20 protein-coding genes are annotated in these 21,865 nt (G+C 34.6%); 4 read left to right on the top strand and 16 right to left on the bottom strand.

All coding sequences use genetic code 11. The features are described 5' to 3' along the window. Window positions 1–224: 224 nt before the first annotated feature. The 4 genes from D8M03_RS08215 to ku form a co-directional block, all read right to left on the bottom strand. Window positions 225–1,394 (bottom strand): endonuclease Q family protein, encoded by a 1,170-nt coding sequence (locus D8M03_RS08215; RefSeq protein WP_121214346.1) that lies wholly within the window; start codon window positions 1,392–1,394, stop codon window positions 225–227. A gap of 64 nt (window positions 1,395–1,458) precedes the next feature. Further along, a complete protein-coding gene (locus D8M03_RS08220; RefSeq protein ID WP_121214288.1) occupies window positions 1,459–1,833 on the bottom strand; it encodes a DUF423 domain-containing protein in 375 nt (124 codons plus the stop codon). Between the two features lie 121 nt (window positions 1,834–1,954). After that, window positions 1,955–2,455, bottom strand: a complete 501-nt coding sequence (locus tag D8M03_RS08225; RefSeq protein ID WP_121214289.1) for a YusW family protein — start codon at window positions 2,453–2,455, stop codon at window positions 1,955–1,957. Between the two features lie 125 nt (window positions 2,456–2,580). Continuing rightward, window positions 2,581–3,420 carry a non-homologous end joining protein Ku gene (ku, locus tag D8M03_RS08230; RefSeq protein WP_121214290.1) on the bottom strand — a complete coding sequence of 280 codons (840 nt, stop codon included), beginning with the start codon at window positions 3,418–3,420 and terminating at the stop codon, window positions 2,581–2,583. Window positions 3,421–3,523: 103 nt separating this feature from the next. Here ku and D8M03_RS08235 point away from each other — a divergent pair, with 103 nt between their 5' ends. Next, window positions 3,524–5,347, top strand: a complete 1,824-nt coding sequence (locus tag D8M03_RS08235; protein ID WP_121214291.1) for a DNA ligase D — start codon at window positions 3,524–3,526, stop codon at window positions 5,345–5,347. Between the two features lie 154 nt (window positions 5,348–5,501). Here D8M03_RS08235 and D8M03_RS08240 read toward each other — a convergent pair whose 3' ends face one another. From D8M03_RS08240 to D8M03_RS08275, 8 genes are all read right to left on the bottom strand, one after another. Beyond that, a complete protein-coding gene (locus D8M03_RS08240; RefSeq protein ID WP_121214292.1) occupies window positions 5,502–6,296 on the bottom strand; it encodes a cytochrome c oxidase assembly protein in 795 nt (264 codons plus the stop codon). Further along, complete coding sequence (locus tag D8M03_RS08245) at window positions 6,280–6,735, bottom strand: DUF2243 domain-containing protein (RefSeq protein WP_121214293.1); 456 nt, start codon at window positions 6,733–6,735, stop codon at window positions 6,280–6,282. The genes D8M03_RS08240 and D8M03_RS08245 overlap by 17 nt, the downstream gene beginning before the upstream one ends. Window positions 6,736–6,866: 131 nt before the next feature. Next, window positions 6,867–7,826 carry a cation diffusion facilitator family transporter gene (locus D8M03_RS08250; RefSeq protein ID WP_121214294.1) on the bottom strand — a complete coding sequence of 320 codons (960 nt, stop codon included), beginning with the start codon at window positions 7,824–7,826 and terminating at the stop codon, window positions 6,867–6,869. Window positions 7,827–7,886: 60 nt separating this feature from the next. Next, entirely contained in the window at window positions 7,887–8,207 is a 321-nt protein-coding gene (locus tag D8M03_RS08255) for an ArsR/SmtB family transcription factor (protein WP_121214295.1), read from the bottom strand. Window positions 8,208–8,339: 132 nt separating this feature from the next. Next, window positions 8,340–10,565 carry a YcdB/YcdC domain-containing protein gene (locus D8M03_RS08260; RefSeq protein ID WP_170148406.1) on the bottom strand — a complete coding sequence of 742 codons (2,226 nt, stop codon included), beginning with the start codon at window positions 10,563–10,565 and terminating at the stop codon, window positions 8,340–8,342. Window positions 10,566–10,725: 160 nt separating this feature from the next. Then, on the bottom strand, window positions 10,726–12,015 hold the full coding sequence (locus D8M03_RS08265) for a glycoside hydrolase family 18 protein (protein WP_121214297.1): 1,290 nt from the start codon (window positions 12,013–12,015) through the stop codon (window positions 10,726–10,728). 129 nt (window positions 12,016–12,144) lie between these two features. After that, a complete protein-coding gene (locus tag D8M03_RS08270) occupies window positions 12,145–13,356 on the bottom strand; it encodes an EAL domain-containing protein (RefSeq protein ID WP_121214298.1) in 1,212 nt (403 codons plus the stop codon). 235 nt (window positions 13,357–13,591) lie between these two features. Next, entirely contained in the window at window positions 13,592–15,076 is a 1,485-nt protein-coding gene (locus tag D8M03_RS08275; RefSeq protein ID WP_121214299.1) for a DHA2 family efflux MFS transporter permease subunit, read from the bottom strand. A gap of 166 nt (window positions 15,077–15,242) precedes the next feature. Between D8M03_RS08275 and D8M03_RS08280 the strand changes: the two genes are divergently transcribed. Next, window positions 15,243–16,139 (top strand): TetR/AcrR family transcriptional regulator, encoded by an 897-nt coding sequence (locus D8M03_RS08280; protein ID WP_121214300.1) that lies wholly within the window; start codon window positions 15,243–15,245, stop codon window positions 16,137–16,139. 60 nt (window positions 16,140–16,199) lie between these two features. Then, the gene (locus D8M03_RS08285; protein WP_121214301.1) at window positions 16,200–17,282 is read left to right on the top strand and encodes a DUF4236 domain-containing protein; all 1,083 of its coding nucleotides are present in this window, start codon (window positions 16,200–16,202) and stop codon (window positions 17,280–17,282) included. Window positions 17,283–17,328: 46 nt separating this feature from the next. On the opposite strand, the gene D8M03_RS08290 is transcribed toward D8M03_RS08285, so the two are convergent. Further along, complete coding sequence (locus tag D8M03_RS08290; protein WP_170148407.1) at window positions 17,329–17,784, bottom strand: DUF2512 family protein; 456 nt, start codon at window positions 17,782–17,784, stop codon at window positions 17,329–17,331. Window positions 17,785–17,966: 182 nt separating this feature from the next. On the opposite strand from D8M03_RS08290, the gene D8M03_RS08295 reads away from it, so the two are divergent. Then, complete coding sequence (locus D8M03_RS08295) at window positions 17,967–18,386, top strand: PaaI family thioesterase (RefSeq protein ID WP_211330880.1); 420 nt, start codon at window positions 17,967–17,969, stop codon at window positions 18,384–18,386. A 59-nt stretch (window positions 18,387–18,445) separates the two neighbouring features. On the opposite strand, the gene D8M03_RS08300 is transcribed toward D8M03_RS08295, so the two are convergent. From D8M03_RS08300 to pdhA, 3 genes are read right to left on the bottom strand one after another with little or no spacing between them, the layout of a single operon-like run. After that, window positions 18,446–19,657 (bottom strand): dihydrolipoamide acetyltransferase family protein, encoded by a 1,212-nt coding sequence (locus tag D8M03_RS08300; RefSeq protein ID WP_121214303.1) that lies wholly within the window; start codon window positions 19,655–19,657, stop codon window positions 18,446–18,448. An 11-nt stretch (window positions 19,658–19,668) separates the two neighbouring features. After that, window positions 19,669–20,646: an alpha-ketoacid dehydrogenase subunit beta gene (locus tag D8M03_RS08305; protein ID WP_121214304.1), complete on the bottom strand. Its 978-nt coding sequence runs from the start codon at window positions 20,644–20,646 to the stop codon at window positions 19,669–19,671. Beyond that, entirely contained in the window at window positions 20,634–21,716 is a 1,083-nt protein-coding gene (gene pdhA / locus D8M03_RS08310) for a pyruvate dehydrogenase (acetyl-transferring) E1 component subunit alpha (protein ID WP_121214305.1), read from the bottom strand. The genes D8M03_RS08305 and pdhA overlap by 13 nt, the downstream gene beginning before the upstream one ends. Window positions 21,717–21,865: the final 149 nt, after the last annotated feature.

The following is a 21,865-nucleotide window of genomic DNA, read 5'->3' on the forward strand; positions in this document are numbered from 1 at the left end:
CAAAAACAAGGCGCAACCTTTTCGGAATGTTTGTCAAGAGCGATTGTCACCTCGTGCGGAGAGTACTTTCCGCCCTGAACGCTTGTGATTTTCAGTTTTTCATAGAAGTTTTGACACTACCCTATAGAATTCCATCACCCTATATATATAGTAAATTAGTCTCTTAATATGTATCAATTTAAAAATTTAATAGAATTAAAAAAGATGTCGGCATTAATCGACATCTACTGTTTTTCTATTTTTCCGTAAACACCGCCACCACCAACTGTAATACCGAGTTTTCCGTTTCTTGCCAGATCTATCGTAGTAGCAATTTTTAGTGGTATCACTTGTGCTAGTTCCTCCACACTTACATGGTGCAAAATATTCATTTCTGTTCCAAAGACATTTAATAATTTTTCAATTGTTTTCGGTCCAATTCCCGGAATAAAATCAAGGGGAATTTGATGAATGTACGGCGGTCGCTGACGTGTATGATATTCTGTATCAGATAATTCTTTAATTCTCTTTGAAACGCCTTTTATTAATTGGGATTGCCCACAGTACGGGCAATGAATTAACCCTTCTTCTTCAACAGATTCACCACAATTTGCACATACTGTTTCATGATATTTTCCAAGTAACGGATTTAACCCATAATTTGAGAGAACTCCCCTTCCCTCTTGTTCATGAAGTGCGAGTTTTAACTCTTGAAAATTGACATCACCCAGCTGTAACTTTTGATATTCTCTCGCTAACTTACCAAGAGAATGAGCATCTGAATTCGTCACGAAAGTATATGGATTTAATTCACTAATATCTTTGACCATATACGTATCAGAACTAAGTCCAAGTTCAATACCATCAATAAGTTGGGGATCAAATACTTCCTTTAAACTTTTTACTACACCTTTTCCATAAAGACTTTTAAAAGGTGTAAACACATGAGCAGGGATAAAGAGTCCGCCTAACTCACGAACTTTATTCTGCAATGTAAGTCCATCACAATATATTCGTTGAGAGCTTAAATGAATGTTTTTCAGATGATGACTCATCCATTTCGAAAATTCCTTCATTATTTCAATTGTTGGAAAGAAGGCGAGGACATGAATTGGGCCATGACAATGCTCATCATATATTTCAATTTCAGAGCCTAATATCAAAGTCGTTCCTTCATATCGTACTCCACCAAGTGGTAGTTCCTGCGCTTTCTCCTCCATAATCAGTTGCTCTATCTCCCCAATAACTTCTGGAGAATGGCAATCAATAATTCCGATTAAATCTAACCCTTTTTTACTACTTGCTACATCCAAAATATTTTGTAGCGTTAAATTTTTGCTTCCAGTAATTTTTACAGCTCTACCGCTTTGTGTTCGGCCTATATGTATATGTAAGTCCGAAAAATAACTTTGCAACATTTGAAAATCACATCCCTTCTTCTCATATAGAATGGATTACATTTCATAAAATATCCCTTGATTAGCTCATCACTTCAATCATGACTAAAATCCACGCTACTAAAAATAAAACTCCTCCAATCGGTGTAATTGCACCTAATTTCTTTATACCTGTGACAGATAATACATATAGACTTCCAGAAAAGAAGATTACTCCTGCCAACATTAAATATCCAGCCCACATTAAAAGACTTGTTTCCCCTAACAAAACATCATTTGATAAAGTACCTAGAATAATTAGCCCTAAAGCATGATACATTTGATATTGCACTGCTGTGTTCCAATTTTGTGCATAACGCGGCTCTGCGAATTTATCTTTTAATGCATGAGCTCCAAAGGCACCCAGCGCAACTCCTAAAAATGAAAGCAATGCCCCTAAAAAGATTAATGTATTCAAAATATATCACTCCCTAAATGTAAACTTAGTTTTCTCATCTATTTTAGGATAACAATTTACTTATACAAAATAAAAACTGTATAATTAAGTAATTTCTTAATTATACAGTTCCCTGTTAGATTTAATTTTTAAACTTATAACGTTTTACATCGCCATTATTAAATTTCACTTCAAGTTCAATGTTTTGGTAATCCTTTTCTAAATTAAAAGCAGATAACACTTCGTTTAATACTTCATCATCACTTGTATTTTCATCAAATGTTAGTTTTGCTAATTGTGGAGCTATTTGTTCATTTGCAGCATCGCCTTTTAATTCGACATTGTTAATTTCATCATCAACTTCAACACCAACTACATCTTGGTTTTTTGTATATTCAACATCAAAAGAAATATCGTTCGGATAATCTACGTCTAAATCAAAGTGTGTAAAGTTATATTCACTATTCCCAGTATTTTGATTGTCTGTTGTTTGTTCAACTGTATCATTATCAGTATTTTCTGTTTGCCCAGCTTCATTATTACCCGTTACAACTTCATCTTGATCGATATCATTATTGTCATTGCATCCATACAATACGCCTACTAATAAAGGTATAATCAGAAATGATTTTATCGCATTCATGTCGTTTCTCTCCTTAGTTGAATTTTCACTCTCATATTTTTCCCATATAACTATTATTTATCCATTCAATTTAAAGTTTTCCTAAATTGAAAAAGCGCAGTTGAATACTTCAACTACGCTTATTTTTAAGCTTCTTTTTTCTCTTTTACTTTTCGTTTCCGAGTTACCGGTTTCTTAGTCGTAGTGGACGTTTTATCCAACGATGCTTGTAATGCAGCCATTAAGTCTGTCATATCGGAAGGAATTGCAGATGTTGGTTTATCCGTTGCAGTAACGGTTGCTTCTCCAGATTTCTTCTGTTCAATCAGTTCCATTAATGCTGTTCTGTATTCATCTGTATATTTTTCAGGCTCAAATTTTGTTGTTAATTGTTCGATTAACATAAGAGCCGTGTCCAATTCTTTTTGCGTGACTTTTTCGGTATCTGGAATATTTGGAACTTCTGCAGCATTTCGAACTTCATCTGGAAAATGGATTGTTTCCATCAATAATGTATCATTATAAACTCGAACAATTGCTAACTGCTCTTTCGAACGAATCGTAATTTTAGCTACGCCAATTTTCCCTGAGCTACTTAACGCTTCACGTAATAATGCATACGCCTTTCCACCTCCACTATCAGGAGCAAGGAAATAGCTTCGTTCAAAATAAATTGGATCAATCTCTTCAAGTTTTACAAACTCAAGGATTTCAACTGATTTATCTTCATTCTCTTTTTTAATTCTTTCAAGTTCCTCATCATCTAATACCACAAATTTATTTTTCGAGTATTCATAAGCTTTTACAATGTCTTCATTTTTCACTTCTCTATCGCAAACAGGACAAACCTTTTGATAATTAATCGGACTATTACATTCCTTATGTAATTGTCTTAACTTGATATCCTTATTTTCTGTTGCGGCGTGAAGCTTTACTGGAATATTAACAAGACCAAAACTAATGCTACCTTTCCAAACTGTATGCATTATGACTTCACCTCTCTTTTCGTTATTATGCTTATTTACATTCTTTCTATGTATAACGTGTTGTTTTATTGAAAAAATAAAGGGAAAAAGAAGGTTTATATCAATGAAACCAATGCTCCTTACTTCAACCGAAAGCACACCGACCGGCAAGGACTGGATTTACGAAACGAAATATGATGGCTTTCGATGTCTTGTTATTTGGGAACAAAAAACACCGAAACTCATTAGCAGAAACGGAAAAGAGCTCAATACCTACTTCCCTGAGTTGATTCAATATTGTGAGGATATATACGAAGATATCGTCTCTCATTTACCATTAATTTTTGATGGTGAAATTGTATATTTGACAAATAACTTTAAAAGTGAATTTTCAATTGTTCAAAAACGCGGAAAGACAAAAACTGAAAAAACGATACAAGAACTCGCAAAACAATTTCCATGTAACATTATTGTTTTTGATTTGATACTGTATAAAGGAAACTTATTAGAAGGGTTGCCTTTAAACGAAAGAAAATCACTACTACATAAACTTAAATTGTTTGAACAAGTAGAGTACCAAAATAAAGGTACAATCCAAATGATTAAAGAGTTTCACGATTCTGATAAGCTATGGAAAAAAGTAAAGAAATATCATGGGGAAGGAATTATTGCAAAGAAAACAACAAGCCAATGGGAAAGAGGAAAGCGTTCAAATCAATGGTTAAAAATTAAAAACTGGCGAATTGTTACGGTTATCCTTACTCAATATGATCAAGAAAACGGCTATTTCAATGGTGCAGTCTTTAAAGATGACCAATTAGAAGTTATTACAAATTTCCGTCATGGGTTTTCCGATGAAGAGATGGGGACCCTATCTACATTTTTTCTTTCAAAAGGAAAACAAACATCTGCAACCACTTGGGAATTACCACCCTCCATTTGTGTAGATGTAGCGTGTATTGATTACGATGGAAAAAAATTAAGAGAACCAAGATTTGAAGCTTTTCGATTCCACACTGTGCCAGGTGATGTTACTTGGGAAGGAATGCTTCGTCAATTAAATCCGTTACCAGAAACCATTACAATCACTCATCCAGATAAACCAATTTGGCCTGCATTGGGATTGGTAAAAGATGATTATATTTATTATTTACAACAAATCGCTCCATACATGCTTCCCTTTTTAAAGGAGCGTCTTTTAACAGCAATTCGTTTTCCCCATGGAGTACCTGGAGAAAGTTTTTACCAAAAGAATGCTCCAGAATATACACCGGAATTTATCAAAACAAAGGTACATGAAGATATTGAATATATAATTTGTCAGGATATCGAGTCCTTATTATGGCTCGGAAATCAACTGGCCATTGAATTTCATATACCTTTTCAAACGGTTTCAACAACTTATCCTACAGAAATTGTTTTCGATTTAGACCCACCTTCAGTAGACGAGTTTTCCCTCGCCATAGAGGCAGCAACTCGAATGAAAGCAATTTTTGATAATCTTAACTTAACTTGCTTTGTAAAAACATCTGGAGGAAAAGGGCTTCAACTCTATATCCCTTTACCAAAAGATACTTTCTCTTATGATGAATGTAGGGTCTTTACTGAATTTGTTTGTCGCTTTTTATGTGAACAAGAACCGAAATGGTTTACAACCGAACGTCTCAAAAAAAATCGCAACAATAAACTGTACTTAGATTATGTACAACATGCGGAAGGAAAAACGATTATCGCCCCGTATTCTGCAAGGGGCAATGAGTTCGGCTATGTTGCAACCCCACTGAATTGGAATGAAGTCAATAGTAAACTAACCCCAAAACTTTTTCCGATTCCTGCTGTTCTTGAGAGAATCACTACAATTGGCGATCCATTTCAAAACTATTTTAAAACACAACAAGAAGAAGAATTTCGAGCAGTATTATCAACTTTAAATAAGCTTAAAAAATAACCTGGAGGTGTCCAAAAAGTAATAATTTTTTGGACACCTCTTTTCTTTCTTGATAAATATCTCTTATGAATTATTGTTCCTGCGGTGGTTGTCACTATCCTCGTCGCAATTTATCTGTGACGAAAGCGGTAGCGTCAGTTACAAAGGAGCTGTCTCAAAATGACTTTTCAGACAACTCCTTTTTTCTTATACCCATTTGAGTTCTTCTAAAATATTGAGCACATAATACAATCACGATAATCAAATCAATAAAATCTCCACCATAATACATGATAATTCCACCCATTTCCGCATCAAATTTATCAATTCCTTGTGGAGGATTTGCATAAATCCATTTTGATAAAATACTGTGGGATGCCATTGCCAAAACTAATACAATCGAGCGGTAGATAAAACTATATCGGTGGGGTGAAGGATCAAAAGATATCATCGAAGCCGTAAACACATATCCTGCTAAAAACACATGGAAATGAATTAAACTATAAAGCAAGATGGACGAATGCATTGCGTTATAAAGTGGAGTTACATATAACACCCAAAGTCCACCCATATTTAAAACCGTTGCTATTATTGGGTGAGAGACAATTTCAACATACTTACTTTTTAATATTCGACTCACTATTCTTGCATGCTGAACCTTTAAACATCTTAATAAAAGGGTGATTGGTGCCGAAAATACGAGTAATAATGGTCCAAGCATCCCTAAAAGCAAATGAGTCATCATATGAGATTGGAAACTGTTATGGGCCTTTTCAGCAATAGGTCCGACTAAACTTATCGCAATACAGATTATTCCAAGACTCCATAATACAATTCGGTACAATGGCCACTGGGAGTATTTTTTATTTGATATCATGACGCCGACTATATAAATTGCAATTAGTAATAAAAACACAATACTACCGAATATTGTCCCAAACCAGTGAACAGGTTCATGATGATGATGCATTTAACTCACCTGTACTTGAGGATTTTCTAAGTAAGATTACCCCGATGATAATCAAAATAACAGCTATTACATTCCAAGAAAGGTCATAATAGAAAATCTCAACATTATAACGGATTTGATGGATTTTCATTAATTTATGTTGAATCGTCCCATCATATAGTTGAAATACACCTGCCCCAACAAAGATACCGCCTACCCACTTCTTTTTTTTCCAAATTTTCCGCTTTCGCATATCAGCTAACATAAATAATCCAGCTACTGTTGAAAACCAACTAAACGCATGGAACAATCCATCTGAAATTAGACCAACACTTAATGTAGCCTTATCGTAAAAGTGATGCCAATGAAGCAATTGATGGAATACTGCTTCATCGAAGAACGCAACTAACCCGATTCCGAAAAAAATCCCAGACCAAATATTATATTTATTATGATTCATATTTCACCCTCAAATAAGTTTGTATTTACCACCCCATTTTATCCAACAATTGTAAATTCTATAAGTTTGTTTAAACCTAACTAAAAACAGGTATCTCCTAATATTTGAGATACCTGTTCCACTACTTTATATTAATGACTATGCGCATGATGATGGTGGTGCTCATGTTTTAGTTTACATAAAATTGAGTCCTCATGTTTATGTTGATTGTCTTCTATTTGCAAGGTTACATGATTAATACCAAAGTGAGCTAGTTCATGTTCGATGTGTTTCAGTATTTGTTGACTTTCCCGAAGTGTTATGTGTTCATCTACTACAACATGACAAGAAAAAGCATTTTGACCACTTGTAATGGACCATAAATGTAGATCATGAATATCGATAACGCCTTGAGTAGATTTTAATAAATCAATAATCTCTTCTATTTTTATATTACTTGGTGTCCCTTCCATTAATACGTGAATTGAATCCTTCGTAACTCGGTATCCACTTACTAGAACAAGTAAAGCAACAATTACACTTGCAAGCGGATCTGCCCAACCCCAACCAAAAAACATTATTAGTAAAGCTGCTACAACTGCACCGACAGATCCTAGCATATCACCAATTACATGTAAAAATGCAGCACGTAAGTTCAAGTTTTCCTTTGTATCGCCACCGTGCATGATTATCCATGCAACTAAGATATTTACGAGCAATCCAATAATCGCAATCATTAACATACCTGTTGAAGCTACTTCTGGTGGATTTGCAAATCGTTCAATTGCTTCATAAAAAATAAACAGAGCAATAATCACTAATGTAACACCATTAAAAACGGCTGCTAATATTTCAAAACGTTTATACCCATATGTTTTACTGTAACTCGCAACTTGTTCCCCTAGTTTAAAAGCTAAAACACCGACACCTAGAGAGACTGCATCACTTAACATATGTCCTGCATCCGAAAGAAGGGCAAGACTATTTGTAAGAAATCCCCCAATAACTTCTATTATCATAAATGCACTTATTATAAAGAATGCAATGGTTAATGTTTTTTTATTCGCACCATGTGTATGGTTATGATGCGCATGATCATGTCCGTGTCCCATAATTAATCACCCTTCCCTTTATATTAGTATATGTTCATATAGAAATATTGTAACTACAACTTAACTATGATTAGCATGTTCAATCGTTTGCTTTAACATGTTCATTACGTGTTCATCATCTTGAGAGTAAAATAATGTTGTTCCTTCTCGACGATATTTTACTAAACGAAGATTTTTTAAAAACCGTAATTGGTGAGAAACCGTAGATTGTTTAAGTTCTAATGTTTCAGCTATTTCATTAACGGAATATTCCTTCTTAAAAAGTAAATTCAAAATTCGAATACGTGTTGGGTCACTTAATGCTTTGAAAGTTTGGGACACTAAAAAAAGCGTCTCCTCATCTAAATCGTCCTGGTATGCTACTTTCATTTCTTGATCCATATACATCCCCCTAAAATCTTAAATATGAATATATAATCATATATGAATATTATATGCTGACGATTACTTTTTGTACAGAATTTTCGGACAGAAAAAGGCAGTACCCGAAAAACGGGAACTGCCCTTCTTCTTTTAATAATATTGTAATTCTCTTCCAGACTCGTTAACTTTATGTGCTAAACGGATTGTTGATACCGCAATGTCTGCATAAGATACTTCTTTTTTAGGACTAAATAGGTCATTTTCTGTTGGTAGAAGTTCTAATGCAACAGCTAATGCAACATGTCCAGTATTTGTAACATCTGCAGCATCTTTCACATTTACTTTATAAATGTCTTTATGTTTTGCTGCCTGTTCTAAACCTAGAGCACGAATATACCAAACAGCTAATTCTTCACGAGTTAGCTTTGCTTCTGGATTAAAAGTATCGTTTGATGCATCTAGAATTCCGATTGCAACCGCTCTTTCAATCACACCAAAGTATGGGTGATCTGGTCCAATATTTTCGAAGGTTTGTGTTGTTTCTTCTTGTTGAGGATACATACCCTCATAGAAGTAAGTAAGTGATTTTACTAAAACTTTGATTGCCTCACCTTTAGTAATTGCACTATTTGCATTGAAAGTACTAGAATCTTTTACTTCTAAAATATTTTTTTCAATTAAGTAATTTAACTCTTTTTCAGCAGTTGGATGTGTTACTGTAGACGTTTCTTTCTTTCCAAACAAGCTCGCCCATTCACCTGTTGTTGCATCAAGTGAACTAATTTGTTGTTCGTTATAAGTTGGTACATAAACTAATGAATAATGTTTCTCTTCTTCATTTTGTTTCGTGTAAAGTAATTCTAGATTCATTGATTCTTTGAAACGATCAGTTGCTTCATTTACAGATAATATTCCTTCCGTTGAAGGCCACTCATCAATATTTTGATCGTTCACATATAAATTCGTTACTTCGCCTTTGTCTGTAATACTAACGTTTATATCATCACCAGTAACAGCGATACCATTTACAATTCTAGGGAATGTGAAGTTATATACTCCTCGTTGCTTATCATAATATGGCTCGTTAATTGGTTTTGCATATTGATTTAAATAAGATGGTACCCACTCTCTTAAGAAAGCAGTAGCTTTTGATAGAGCTTCAGCTTTTGATAGTGTAGCCTTTGTATCTTCTTCTTTTTTCGTTTCAGTTAACACTTCATTTTTTAAATTATGATACTGAATAAGTTCTCCTGTTGCCTTATCAATTTCGATACTAGTACCATATCCACCATTTTTATATTCATATGAATAGTTAATCATAATGACTTCTTTGCCATTGTAATTTGTCGTTTCTTCAACACTGTGAATTGTTAACTTAACATCTTCTGAATCAATCTTTAAAAGATCGTTTGCAATTGTTTTTGCTTGTTCAGTAGTAATTCCAGGTTGTCTAGGTGATAGTTTTTGATTAACTATTGGTTCTACTGTTTTTCTAGCAGGTAGTGATTGAGAAATACCATCCGCTGTAAACCAATTACCACTTAGAGCATGTACTCCACTGAATTGAGAAGTTGGATTATAAACTAGCTGTACAGTACGTTCACCACTTAGGTAATCATAATTGATTTGGTATTGTAATTGAACAGATAGGTTGTCCTTAATTTTTTTCAAAACATCAGCTTGTAATTTTAACTGACCTTTCTCATCAAATGTTGATTTTTGTGCTGTCGTATTACGATAGAAATCTGTTATCTCACCATTTCCTAGCACTGTAACATTAATTTGTTGATCTGCAACTTTTACATCTGAGTGTGTTTTCGCAAACGTAAACGCATAGCGAATCGGCTCTGTTAATAGTTGGTTCCCATATAAGTAGTAATAGTTACTATCATTTGTAATTAATTTGTATTCATTGCTGTTTGGGAATTTTTTTATAAAGTTTAAGGCAATTTGTTTCGCCTCATCCTCAGTTACTTTTGCAGGGAACAACGCATCGGATTGATTAATAGGTTGGAAATAGAAATTTTCAACTTCCAAATTATCTCCAGCAAATGTAATACTACCGTAAACATATTTCCCTTTAATATTTTTATTAAAATTTAAATTGTAACGAATTGTATCGTCCCAAGGGTATTCCTGCCCAGAACTCATGTAAAAATCGTTGTTTGATAAAAAATCAAACTTATTTGGGAAAAGCTCTTTTAATTTTTTTATTAAATCTTCTTTTGCAACTTGAGCTTCTGTTGATGCAACCTGAATTAGTATTTTTTCAGCTTGTCCACCCACAGGAGTTTGAGCACTTGCAACAGAAGCCAATAGACCTAGAGATAGCGCGGCTGTTGTAACAGGAATTCCAATTTTTTTAAACTTAACCAAAATACCCCTCCTCACTTTATACATACCATTTTATTACATAATAGGAAATTAAAAAATAGACTTTTGTCTCTATTAACCTTACATTTATGTCACAAAGTGGTTTACAAAAAAATAGCCTCAAATCTACTAGTAATTCGTAGTTTCGAGGCACAGAATATAGTTAACGTTTTGTTACATTGAAATTCTCACCTATTAATAACCAGTTTTGTGGGAATGGGAACCCTAGCTTCCAATAACTAATTCCTCTTAAATTGAGTCTCTTCATCAGATTAAACTTTGCCTGAATGGATCTTGCATCTTCAAACCAAACTTTGTGAGCTTTTCCCGCGCTATCTACATAATTAAAGTGTGGTGCTTGTGCTGTGTAGTCATATTGAATGGCAACATTATTATCCCTAGCAATTTCAATCGCTCTTTGTGGACTTACTGCTCGTGCATATTGGCCACCTGGAACAAATGGTAGTGTCCAATCATAACCATATAAATTTTGACCCATCATGATTTTACTAGCAGGCATTTCTGTTAAGGCATAACGTAATACTTTTTCTACTTCTTGAATTGGTGAAACTGCCATCGGAGGTCCTCCAGAATACCCCCATTCATAGGTCATTAATACAACAAAGTCAACTATCTCTCCATGTGCCCGGTAATCATGCGCTTCATACCATTGACCTGCTTGATCCGCACTTGTTTTAGGAGCAAGAGCGCTTGAGATTAAGAACCCTTCATTGTGTAAATAATTAGCTGCTTTTCTTAAAAAGTTATTGTATGCTTCTCGTTGATCGCCTGGTAAAAACTCAAAATCAAAATGAATATCGGATACTCCACCAATTCTACGTGCTTCGTCTACAATGTTTTCAAGCAATACATCTTGAACTGCTGAACTTTGTAAGATAGCTCTGCCTAGTTCACCACTAAATTGACCATTTTCTAAATTGGTAACAACTAGCATTAAAGTTGCACCTGTGGATTGTGCCACCTCTGGAATTCCTACAGTTGGGATTGGATCTAGGCTACCATCCCGTCTAGCTTCATAACTAAAAGGTGCTAAGTATGTTAAGTATCTTCCTATCTCTCTCGCTTCAGTTAATAATTCTTCACTAACTGTATCCCCCATTGGTTCGATATAAATATTCACTTCTGCATCTCGTTTTGGCATAGGTGGAATATAGAGACGTGTTCCAACAGCTAATGGTGCATTTGGATTGATGCCGTTGATTTGTGCTAACGTCGTATAATTTATTCCAAAACGTTGTGCTATTGAAAATAACGTGTCCCCTGGTTGAACCCAATAAAAGCTTCCGTAAATTGGAATGACCAAAGCTTGACCGATTACTAAAGTTTCAGCACCCTCTATCTGGTTAGCACGGGCGATATTTTCTACCGTACTTCCGTAGGCTTGTGCTATCCCATATAACGATTGACCCGGTTGAACAACATGTATTTGAATTGTATTTCCTCCCCTTTACGTTGTTCGAAACAATACACCAATAAATTTTATGTTTTTACTGAGGAGAAAATCACAACAATAAATAAAATGGGCTACTAATGTTCAATTGTTCCATTAGTAGCCCATTTGTTAATTCACAATATTATGTTCGTAAAGGTAATCATACGTAACGTCCACAAATAAATATTCATGGTCATTAAGTGCCATCGAGTACGTACGCGTTAATTCGCCTGTCACAATGTCACTATAGATACTAGAAAGTTCACCTTTTCCATCATTTCTCAATTTAATAATATTGAATAAGAAATACGGACGCCAACTCCAGTTTTTCCCTACAGCCTCTTGATCCACTATCCAATTTCCGTTTTGACGAACGATATTCGGCGAGATTTGGAACCCTTCCTCATTACAAATATAAAAACGGAATGCAATATTCTCCAATTGTTTTGCAAGCTGCAATAATTTCTCATCATTATTTCGTTCAGGTTTTGTATTCTCAACAATTGTGGCAATCTTCTTTTTTAATTGAAGCATTTCACCGTATTTCACTTCCAATAACCGCTTTTCAGTTGAAATAAACTGTTGGCATTCATTACGGAAACGTTCTTTTAATGTATCTTTCGGAATAAACTGATTCGATGGTTTTTGCAAATACCCACCTTTAAAATAGCGTGCACCATTTTTCCATGCATGGTGTAATTGATAATCTGTTGATATATTATCAAACATTAAAGTAGCACCAATTTTCACTGCTAATGCTTGAATTGTCGTAAACACGTGGTTTTGTGCTCCCCACGCATTGTAATTTAATTGGCTAACATTAATTTTTAAGACTGCTGGTTCAAACATCAATATTTGATCCAAATTACTTTCAGAACCAATTTGATCTAATGCAATTTTTACACCATATGTTTTTATATATCGAATTGGATGTTGTAACTGTTCAAGATCTCCAACATACTTATGTTCTGGAATTACTAAATAAATGTATGGAAATTGACTTTCTTCAACCAATTCTTTTAACATTTCGAAATATCTATCACCAAAATCAATCATAAGTAAATTAGGATTACAAGGTAAATAGAGGGCAATCTGTTTTTGTAAAACTTCTTCCTTTGAAAATGTAATCGCTTTCTTTATAAGATTTAACTCCATTTCAGATCGTAAATCTTCTGGAATCGTTTCATCATATGTAAGTTCAGTAACGTTTACCGTTTTCCCTTCAATTGTAAATTGTCCAATTACTTCATATGCTACGATTACATGCTCATCGGCACTGTAAATTGGTTCAAAAGAGACGTTCATATCATCTACTTTGTCTAAAATATTCAGAACATCCATTTGTCTAACCCCCCACCAAAATCTTATAAAACAATAATTACTACCATAATGATTATACACTATTTTTCATGTTAGAAAAGATAACACAACGAAAAGAATACTTTTAATATAATAAAAATAAAAAGAACACACCGTTAATAAGTGTATTCTTGTTGAAGTGGAAATATTACATTATTAAATTTAAAGTTAAATAAAAAACGAGTATAAAACTCGTTTTTTATGATTTTATAAAGCTTTATTTCATTTGTGGTTGTTCTGGATTAACGGCGCGTTTTAGGAAGAACGATAGTATTAGGGCAACTAATGAAATAATTGTTGCCACAAAGAATGCGAATTCGATTCCTTCTAAAAGTGCTTGTTGTGTAATTTGAGTTTTTAACTCTAACATCTGTGCTTCTGTCATTTGTCCAGTTGCATTTGCAGCAGCATCTTTTGCCAAATCCTCCCCAACAGAAGTTGTACGAGCATTCATCACTGCGATTAAGATAGCAGTACCAATTGAACCTGCAATTTGTTGAATCGTATTGTTTGTCGCAGTTCCATGTGGATTTAAACGTCTTGGTAGTGAGTTTAACCCATTTGTTGTAATTGGCATCATTACAAGAGACATACCAAACATTCGTAATGAGTAAACCATAATAATGTATAATTTTGTTGATTCTAAATCCAACTGTGACAATAAGTAAGTAGAAACAGTAGTGATTGTAAGACCAACAACTGCTAAAATTCGAGGACCCATTTTATCAAACAATTTCCCTGTAATTGGTGACATGAGTCCCATAACGATGGCACCTGGTAACATCATTAAACCAGATTCTAACGGATCAATACCACGAACATTTTGTACATAGGCTGGTGTTAAAATCATACCACCCATTAATGCCATTGCAATGACTGTGTTAATTATTGCAGCATATGCAAATGGTCTTGCTTTGAAAATTTCCATACTTAGTAATGGCGTTTCTAATCTTAACTGACGTAATACAAAAAGAACGACTCCTATTACACCAATTACAATGGTTGTAATAACGATTGGATCTGACCAACCATCATTACCTGCAGTACTGAAACCATAAAGAATTCCACCAAAACCGATTGTTGAAAGTACTAATGAAAAATAATCTAATGTTACTTTTTTAGTAGGTAAAATATTTTTTAACTTCCAAATACTTAAAAGCAAACTTATTAACGCAAATGGTAAAATCATACCAAATAATACGCGCCAATCATAATGCTCTACAATATATCCTGATAACGTTGGTCCAATTGCTGGGGCTGAAATCATAACTAAACCAAACACACCCATAGCTGCACCACGTTTTTCAATTGGAAAACTAATTAACATTACGTTCATTAATAATGGACCCATTACCGATGAACCAACAGCTTGAAGCATTCTTCCTATTAATAGGATACTAAATGTTGGAGAATATGCTGCTAATGCTGTACCCACTGTAAAAATAACAGTTGCTACAATAAATAACGGTCTAGTATTAAATCGTGTAATTAAAAAGGCTGACGCTGGAATTAATACACCACTCACAAGCATGTATCCAGTTACAAGCCATTGTACTGTTGCGTACGTCACTTTAAAATCTTCCATCATTGTTGGAAGTGCCACATTTAATAATGTGTTATTTAAAAATGACACAAAAGCTCCGACAAATAATATTGCTATCATTAAATACGGAGGCTTTTTCGTTGTTTGCTCATTGTTCATATTTTAACGTTCACTCTCTCCCATTTTATTCACGTAGCTAATTTTATACTCATGGTCTAATTTTTTCAATAAAAATTATAAATTATTTAAAATCATTGATATGAAAGTGTTTACAATTTAGACTAGTGGTATAATTAAATTAATAATTATAAAAAAAGGTGGAACTATGAATAAAAGAAAAAGACAAATTATCCATGCAGCACGTCACCTTTTCATTGAAAAAGGGTTTAATGATACTTCTATTATTGACATTATTACTGCAGCTAACGTATCAAAAGGTACTTTTTATAACCATTTCAGTTCTAAAATTGAATGTTTGATTTCAATATTAGAAGAGACAAGAGAAGAAATAATTAATCAGCGTTCTGAAGTGGCTTTAAATGAAGATCCCTCAAATAAAGAGGTACTAATAAAACAAATTGCGCTACTTGCCTATATACATCGCAAAAGAAACCTAGCACAAATCTTTGAGTCACTTTCAGGGAATACAGACAAGGAATTAAAAGAGGTTATCCAAAAATATTTAATATCAGAGCTAACCTGGCTATCTAGCCGGTTCGTTGATATTTATGGTGAGAAAATTAAGGAGTTCTCTTTTGAATGTGCAGTTCAAGCAATGGGAATGATGCAACAATCTTTACGAATTTTTGCAATGGCGACAACCCAATTAGCGTCTCCCGAAATCGTTGTACAGGTCATCATGGAGCATATTGATGCGATAATTGAACGACAGTTGGAATCAAGAAATATCATTTTTACCAGAGATATTTATCAATCATTTTTACAAAAAGTTGATGAAAAAATCATAACGAAAGAAATATTACTTGAGCAACTGCATGGATTTAAAGAAAAATTAACACAACATGACCGGGTAGATGGAATTGAATATACAAACTTCCTAATTAAAGAGCTCAATATTGATGATGATAAGTTTTTTGTATTAGAATCCATCAGCCAAGCATTTACGAAATCATTCGCCAATACACCCCATGAAGCTGAAGCTCATGAAATTGCAGCTTCCCTATGGAGATATTTACAAGGAAAAAGACAACGCAAAAATTAATTTTCTCCCTTTCTTTTGAGGATACTTAATGATAAGAGATTCCTTTTTGGAGGTGGATAGATGGGATTTAATTTTAGAAAGAGCATAAAGATTGCTCCCGGTGTGCGACTCAATGTCGGAAAGAAAAGTTCCAGCCTTAGCTTTGGCGGAAAAGGACTCCGCTATTCAATTAACACAAGTGGTAAACGTCGTGCTACGGTTGGAATACCGGGCTCAGGTATTTCTTATTCCACAACAAGTGGTGGGAAAACATATAAATCTCCCGCCTACCAAAAAAGACAAACTTTAAAGCAGCAACAAATGCAAGAAAAGAAAGAGCTTGCACGATTTGAAGTGGAGACGTATTTAAATACTTGTGAAATATTAAAATCTATCCATATTGAAGCAGATGATCAAGTAAATTGGAATGAGTTAGCTACTTGTCCTCCACCATTTCAAAAAAATGAAGTTGGGCCAAATGAACAGGTAGCCCTTGAAGCCCTTCACAGCTATAAACCGAGTTTCTTTGGAAGGCTATTAAAAAACGATAAAAGAAAATTATTGGAGAAAGCCGTTTTACTTGCAAGAAAAGAAGATGAAGAAGCATATGAAGATTGGCAAAAACTAAAAGGATTGGTTGAACGAATTCTTGCTGGTGACTTGGATACATATATGCAAGTCATTGAAGAGATGGAGCCATTAAATGATTTAAGCGAATATGGAAGTGGTTTCGAAATCGGTTGTAACGATCCGACCACTCTAGTTGTTACCTTTGATGTCCATTCAAAAAGTATTATTCCTACAATGGAGAAAACCTTAACAAAGGCTGGAAATTTGTCTGTTAAAAAGCTAACAAAAACTAAGTATTTTGATTTGCAACAGGATTATGTGTGTAGTTGTACGATTCGAATTGCTCGCGACCTATTTGCACTTTTGCCAATTGAAACCGCATATGTTCATGCTTATGATGAGCAGCTTAATACTGAGAATGGTCATGTAGAAAGATTTTGTATTCTATCGATAAAGTTCGATCGAGCTATTCTTGAAACACTGAACTTTCAATATATCGATCCATCTGATGCTTTAAATAATTTTATGCACCATATGAAGTTTCGTAAGACATTAGGCTTCAGTGAAGTAGAAGAGATTGCTGATATACAGTAAAAAAACCATTTTCAAGATACTCACTTGAAAATGGTTTTCCTTATATTTAACTCATATTATTTTTACTTTTTTGTAATTCAGGATCAATAAACTCTTTTACATATTCAGTTTGTATTTTCCTTGCTCTCGTAATATTATTTGGCTGATCCACATTCACAAATACATGGTCTCTTAAGTATCTGTGGTAATATAACTCTACACCAAATACAAAAAGCGCTGCTAGAAATGACGCGGACATGATTGAAACATTTTGGTCTTGTTCAAATAAAAGTGAACCCATCGCCCATATTCCTAAAAACGCTATGACAAAGTCTGCAAAGGCAGCCCAAATGTTTCCGATATTCGGTAATATAAACATATCCCCGAGGAATGCAATAATTGTTAGCACTGTTCCGATAATAAGAATGTCCACTAATTGAGCATTAAAGAACAATCCTAATACGAGAATTAATGCAGCTAACGTTACACCATACTTAATAAAAAATGCTTTTGTATATTGCATGAATGAATTCTCCTTTCCTTCCATCTTACGTTTTAATCTTTCCAGTTCGTTATGGTTCATACATAAGAATATTCTAGAAAAAAGGAGCATTTTTAATTGAAAAAAATATAGTTTCCTATGCCATTCTATAAGAATAAGTGTTAGAATTTTCAGTAATAGGAAGTTTTAAGGGGGAACATCTTATGGGAAACTTGTTTAAAGGGGCAGATTTATTAGAGGTTGTTACATTGGGGAAAAAACCACCTAACTGTGATATAACTTTACAAATCGAAGCAACCTATGCATCAGATGGTGTTGCACGAGGCGTATGGAAAGTTGATGAAAAATTTTTAAATGGCATTGGTGTCACAATGGGAGGTTTCGTCGCTTCTGCTGCAGATATTATCATGGCTTACGCTGTTTCATCGAAGCTCAACTCTAATCAATCCTTCGCTTCGATTGACCTTCATACAACGTTTCATCGACCTGTTTTACCTGGTGAAGTCACGATAGAAGCGAAAGTTGAGCGAATGGGAACTAAAACAGCCTACCTTGTTGCTGAACTATTCCAAAATGGCAAAAAAGTATCTAGTGTTGTATCCTCAGTGATCATTCTATCTTAATAAAAACGAAAATAAGCTCAATTCCTCAAATGAAAACCTTTGAGAAATTGAGCTTTTCATTATGTTAATTCCAAGAATAATAAACTTGGTGTTTCAATTAATTCTTTAAATTTATTAGTAAATGCCACAGCTGTACCGCCATCAGCTACACGATGGTCAAAAGACATGGAGATATTCATCATCGAACGGATGACAATTTCATCCTTATCATTTACTACTGGCATTTTCTTTGTTTTATGAAATGCCATCAATCCCGTTTCTGGATAATTGATTATAGGTGTTGCCCCAACACTACCTAATGGACCAACATTACTTATCGTAAATGTGCTACCTGTCATTTCAGATACAGATAACTTCCCTTCTTGTGCCTTCTTTGTTAACGTTTTCATTTCTTCATGAATTTGCTTTAATGATTTTTGAGTTACATCCTTTAATACCGGTACAATTAGTCCCTGCTCTGTATCAGTAGCAAGCCCCATATGAATCGCTTTTTCTAAACGAATGACTTCATTATCTTCATCTACTTTCGCATTGAATATCGGGAAGTCTTTTAATGCAATTGCCAATGCCTTAATGAAAAATGCAACAACAGAAACATTCGTATTTGTTCGCTTTAATTCTTCGCGGAAAGCTAATAAATTCGTCATATCGATTTCTTCAAAATGTGTGACATGTGGAATTGTAAATAAAGACTTTGTCATTTTTTTTGCGATTTGTTTTCGGATACCCTTAAACGGAATAACATCCGCTTCTTCTTCAACCACTTTAACAATTTTTTCTTCTACTACAGGAACTATATTCGGTTCTTTTTGCGCTTTTAGATATTGATAGATGTCTTCTTCTAGTACTCGACCAGCTGGACCTGTTCCCTTTACTAGAGTGATATCTACATCGTTTTCTCTTGCAATTTTCCGTGTATATGGAGTAGCAATGATAACGCCAATTCTACTTTTGGGTTCACTTTGAGTTACAGTACTTTCTTTTTCCAGTGGTATTTTAATAGGTTGAATTTCTTTTGTTTCTACCTTCTTTGCTCCCACTTCTTCGATGATTAATATCGTTGTCCCTACTGTAATTGTTGATCCTTCCTCAACTAGAATATCCTTTACTATACCGGCTGAAGGTGATGGTAATTCCGTAACCATCTTCTCTGTTTGTACTTCCAACAAAGGTTGATCTACTGCAACTTGGTCACCCTTTTTTACAAAAAAGGTGAGAATTTCCCCTTCATGAATCCCTTCACCTACATCGTGAAATTTCATTTCAACCATCTTTACACCCCCTAGAAATAAATTGCCTTTTCAATCGCTTCCATTACACGATCAGGCGTTGGTAAATAATGATCTTCTAAAGCAAAGAATGGGACGTGTACATCCGCACCAGTTACACGCTGAATTGGTGCTTTCATATATAAGAATGAAGTATCGTTAATAATTGAAATAATATCGTTGCCTAAACCACCTGTCGCATGTGCTTCATGGACAATAACACAACGACCTGTTTTTTGAACAGACTCTGCAATAATGTCTTTATCAATTGGATATAGTGTACGTAAATCGATAATTTCACAACTAATTAGTTTCTTTTCGGCTTCCATTGCTGCCTTTTCAAGTACCGGCATCATTGCACCCCAACCAATTAATGTGATGTCTTCTCCTTCTTTACGTTTAACGCCCTTTCCAATCTCCACTGAATATTTTCCTTCCGGCACTTCACCGCGCACAGAACGATATAGTCTTAAAGATTCCATAAACAACACCGGATCTGGATCTTCAATTGCTGAAATTAACAATCCCTTTGCATCATATGGAGTTGAAGGACAAACTACTTTTATCCCTGGCATATGTGTAAATAATGCCTCTGTACTGTCTGAATGAATTTCCGGAGCACGAACACCCGCTCCATATGGCGCACGAATCACTAACGGAACTGAGTATGCTCCCATTGTTCGATATCGCATACGAGTAGCATGCGTCATGATTTGTTCATAGGCAGGATAAATGAATCCCATAAATTGAATTTCTGCAATTGGCAATAAACCATTCATCGCCATCCCTACTGAAGAGCCAATAATACCCGCTTCACTTAATGGTGTATCAATCACTCGGCTTTCTCCAAACTCTTCTTGTAAACCGTCTGTTGCACGGAATACTCCACCATTTTTTCCAACATCTTCACCGAGAACAAGTACTTCATCTCGTTCTCTTAGCATTGTACGCATACCATCTGTGATTGCTTGAATTAATGTTAATGATTGCATGATGCTTCACCTCGCAAATGTGTCAGATAGGCATTTTTTTGTTCTTGAATAGTCCATGTAGGTTCAGCAAAGATATGATCAAATAAATCGCTTACATTTGGACTTGGCATAGCTTCCATTTCGATAACTGCTTGATTTATTTCTTCCTCTACTAATTGCTTTTGATTTTCAACCCATTCATCGTCCCAGTACCCGTAATTTTTCATAAACTTTTCAACTCGAGTAACTGGATCAAATTCACGGCGCTTTTCACTTTCTTCTTGATTTCGATATTTTGTAGGGTCATCTGCTGTTGTATGTGCACCATATCTCCACGTCACAGCTTCAATTAATGTTGGACCATGACCATTTCGAGCTCGTTCTAACGCCTTTAACGTTTCAAAATAAACGACAAAAATATCATTTCCATCAATTCTTACACCTGGAATAGCATATGCAGCGGATTTTTGTGCGATTGTTTTGGAGTTCATTTGCTTTTCAATCGGAACTGAGATGGCATAGCTATTGTTTTGGTTAAAAAATACAACTGGCGCTTTAAACACACTAGCAAAGTTCATCCCTTCATGGAAATCCCCCTCAGATGTCGCACCATCCCCGAAATAACAAATGACTGCATTATTAGTACCTTTATATTTCTCTGCCATGGCAGTTCCTGCAGCTAATGGAAGTTGAGTTGCAATTGGAACCGATGGAGGAACAATATGTTTCCCTTTCGGAGGAACCCCACCTTCAACTCTTCCTTTCCAGTAAGCTAAAATTGTTGGTAAAGAATGACCAAACGTTATACTTGCCGCGTGATCACGGTAAGTTGGATACATCCAATCATTTTCTTTTAATGCCATTGCACTTCCTACTTGAGCCCCTTCTTGCCCTTCAAACATTGCATACGTTCCAATTCGACCTTGTCGCTGTAAGTTTTTTGCTTTGCGGTCAAACGTTCTCACTCTAATTAAATGACGATAAAAAGTTAAAACTAAATCACGAGTTATTTTATCTTTATAGTCTTCTAAAATTAAAAAGCCATCCTTATCAACAATCTGTTGCATTGGAAAATCTTTTTCATATCCCATATAAGATCACCTCATTAATTTGAGATTTAAGTCAATTTTTAGATAATTATAAATCTTTAGTGGAATCTTCTATATAACAAAAAGAACGATTTTAAGAGCAATATTTTACATGATGTAGAATTTTTACAAATATTTTATACATTTTGTTT

Origin of the sequence: Ureibacillus endophyticus (genome assembly GCF_003628435.1) — a bacterium.
Taxonomy (GTDB): Bacteria; Bacillota; Bacilli; order Bacillales_A; family Planococcaceae; genus Ureibacillus; species Ureibacillus endophyticus.

Coding starts and splice junctions, on each gene's coding strand:
- D8M03_RS08285 (WP_121214301.1), top strand. CDS start 16,200: ATGGGATTTAATTTTAGAAAGAGCATAAAGATTGCTCCCGGTGTGCGA.
- D8M03_RS08240 (WP_121214292.1), bottom strand. CDS start 6,296: ATGCATCATCATCATGAACCTGTTCACTGGTTTGGGACAATATTCGGT.
- D8M03_RS08275 (WP_121214299.1), bottom strand. CDS start 15,076: ATGAACAATGAGCAAACAACGAAAAAGCCTCCGTATTTAATGATAGCA.
- D8M03_RS08250 (WP_121214294.1), bottom strand. CDS start 7,826: ATGGGACACGGACATGATCATGCGCATCATAACCATACACATGGTGCG.
- D8M03_RS08225 (WP_121214289.1), bottom strand. CDS start 2,455: ATGAATGCGATAAAATCATTTCTGATTATACCTTTATTAGTAGGCGTA.
- D8M03_RS08290 (WP_170148407.1), bottom strand. CDS start 17,784: ATGCAATATACAAAAGCATTTTTTATTAAGTATGGTGTAACGTTAGCT.
- D8M03_RS08235 (WP_121214291.1), top strand. CDS start 3,524: ATGAAACCAATGCTCCTTACTTCAACCGAAAGCACACCGACCGGCAAG.
- D8M03_RS08270 (WP_121214298.1), bottom strand. CDS start 13,356: ATGGATGTTCTGAATATTTTAGACAAAGTAGATGATATGAACGTCTCT.
- D8M03_RS08280 (WP_121214300.1), top strand. CDS start 15,243: ATGAATAAAAGAAAAAGACAAATTATCCATGCAGCACGTCACCTTTTC.
- D8M03_RS08300 (WP_121214303.1), bottom strand. CDS start 19,657: ATGGTTGAAATGAAATTTCACGATGTAGGTGAAGGGATTCATGAAGGG.
- D8M03_RS08245 (WP_121214293.1), bottom strand. CDS start 6,735: ATGAATCATAATAAATATAATATTTGGTCTGGGATTTTTTTCGGAATC.
- D8M03_RS08255 (WP_121214295.1), bottom strand. CDS start 8,207: ATGGATCAAGAAATGAAAGTAGCATACCAGGACGATTTAGATGAGGAG.
- D8M03_RS08295 (WP_211330880.1), top strand. CDS start 17,967: ATGGGAAACTTGTTTAAAGGGGCAGATTTATTAGAGGTTGTTACATTG.
- pdhA (WP_121214305.1), bottom strand. CDS start 21,716: ATGGGATATGAAAAAGATTTTCCAATGCAACAGATTGTTGATAAGGAT.
- ku (WP_121214290.1), bottom strand. CDS start 3,420: ATGCATACAGTTTGGAAAGGTAGCATTAGTTTTGGTCTTGTTAATATT.
- D8M03_RS08305 (WP_121214304.1), bottom strand. CDS start 20,646: ATGCAATCATTAACATTAATTCAAGCAATCACAGATGGTATGCGTACA.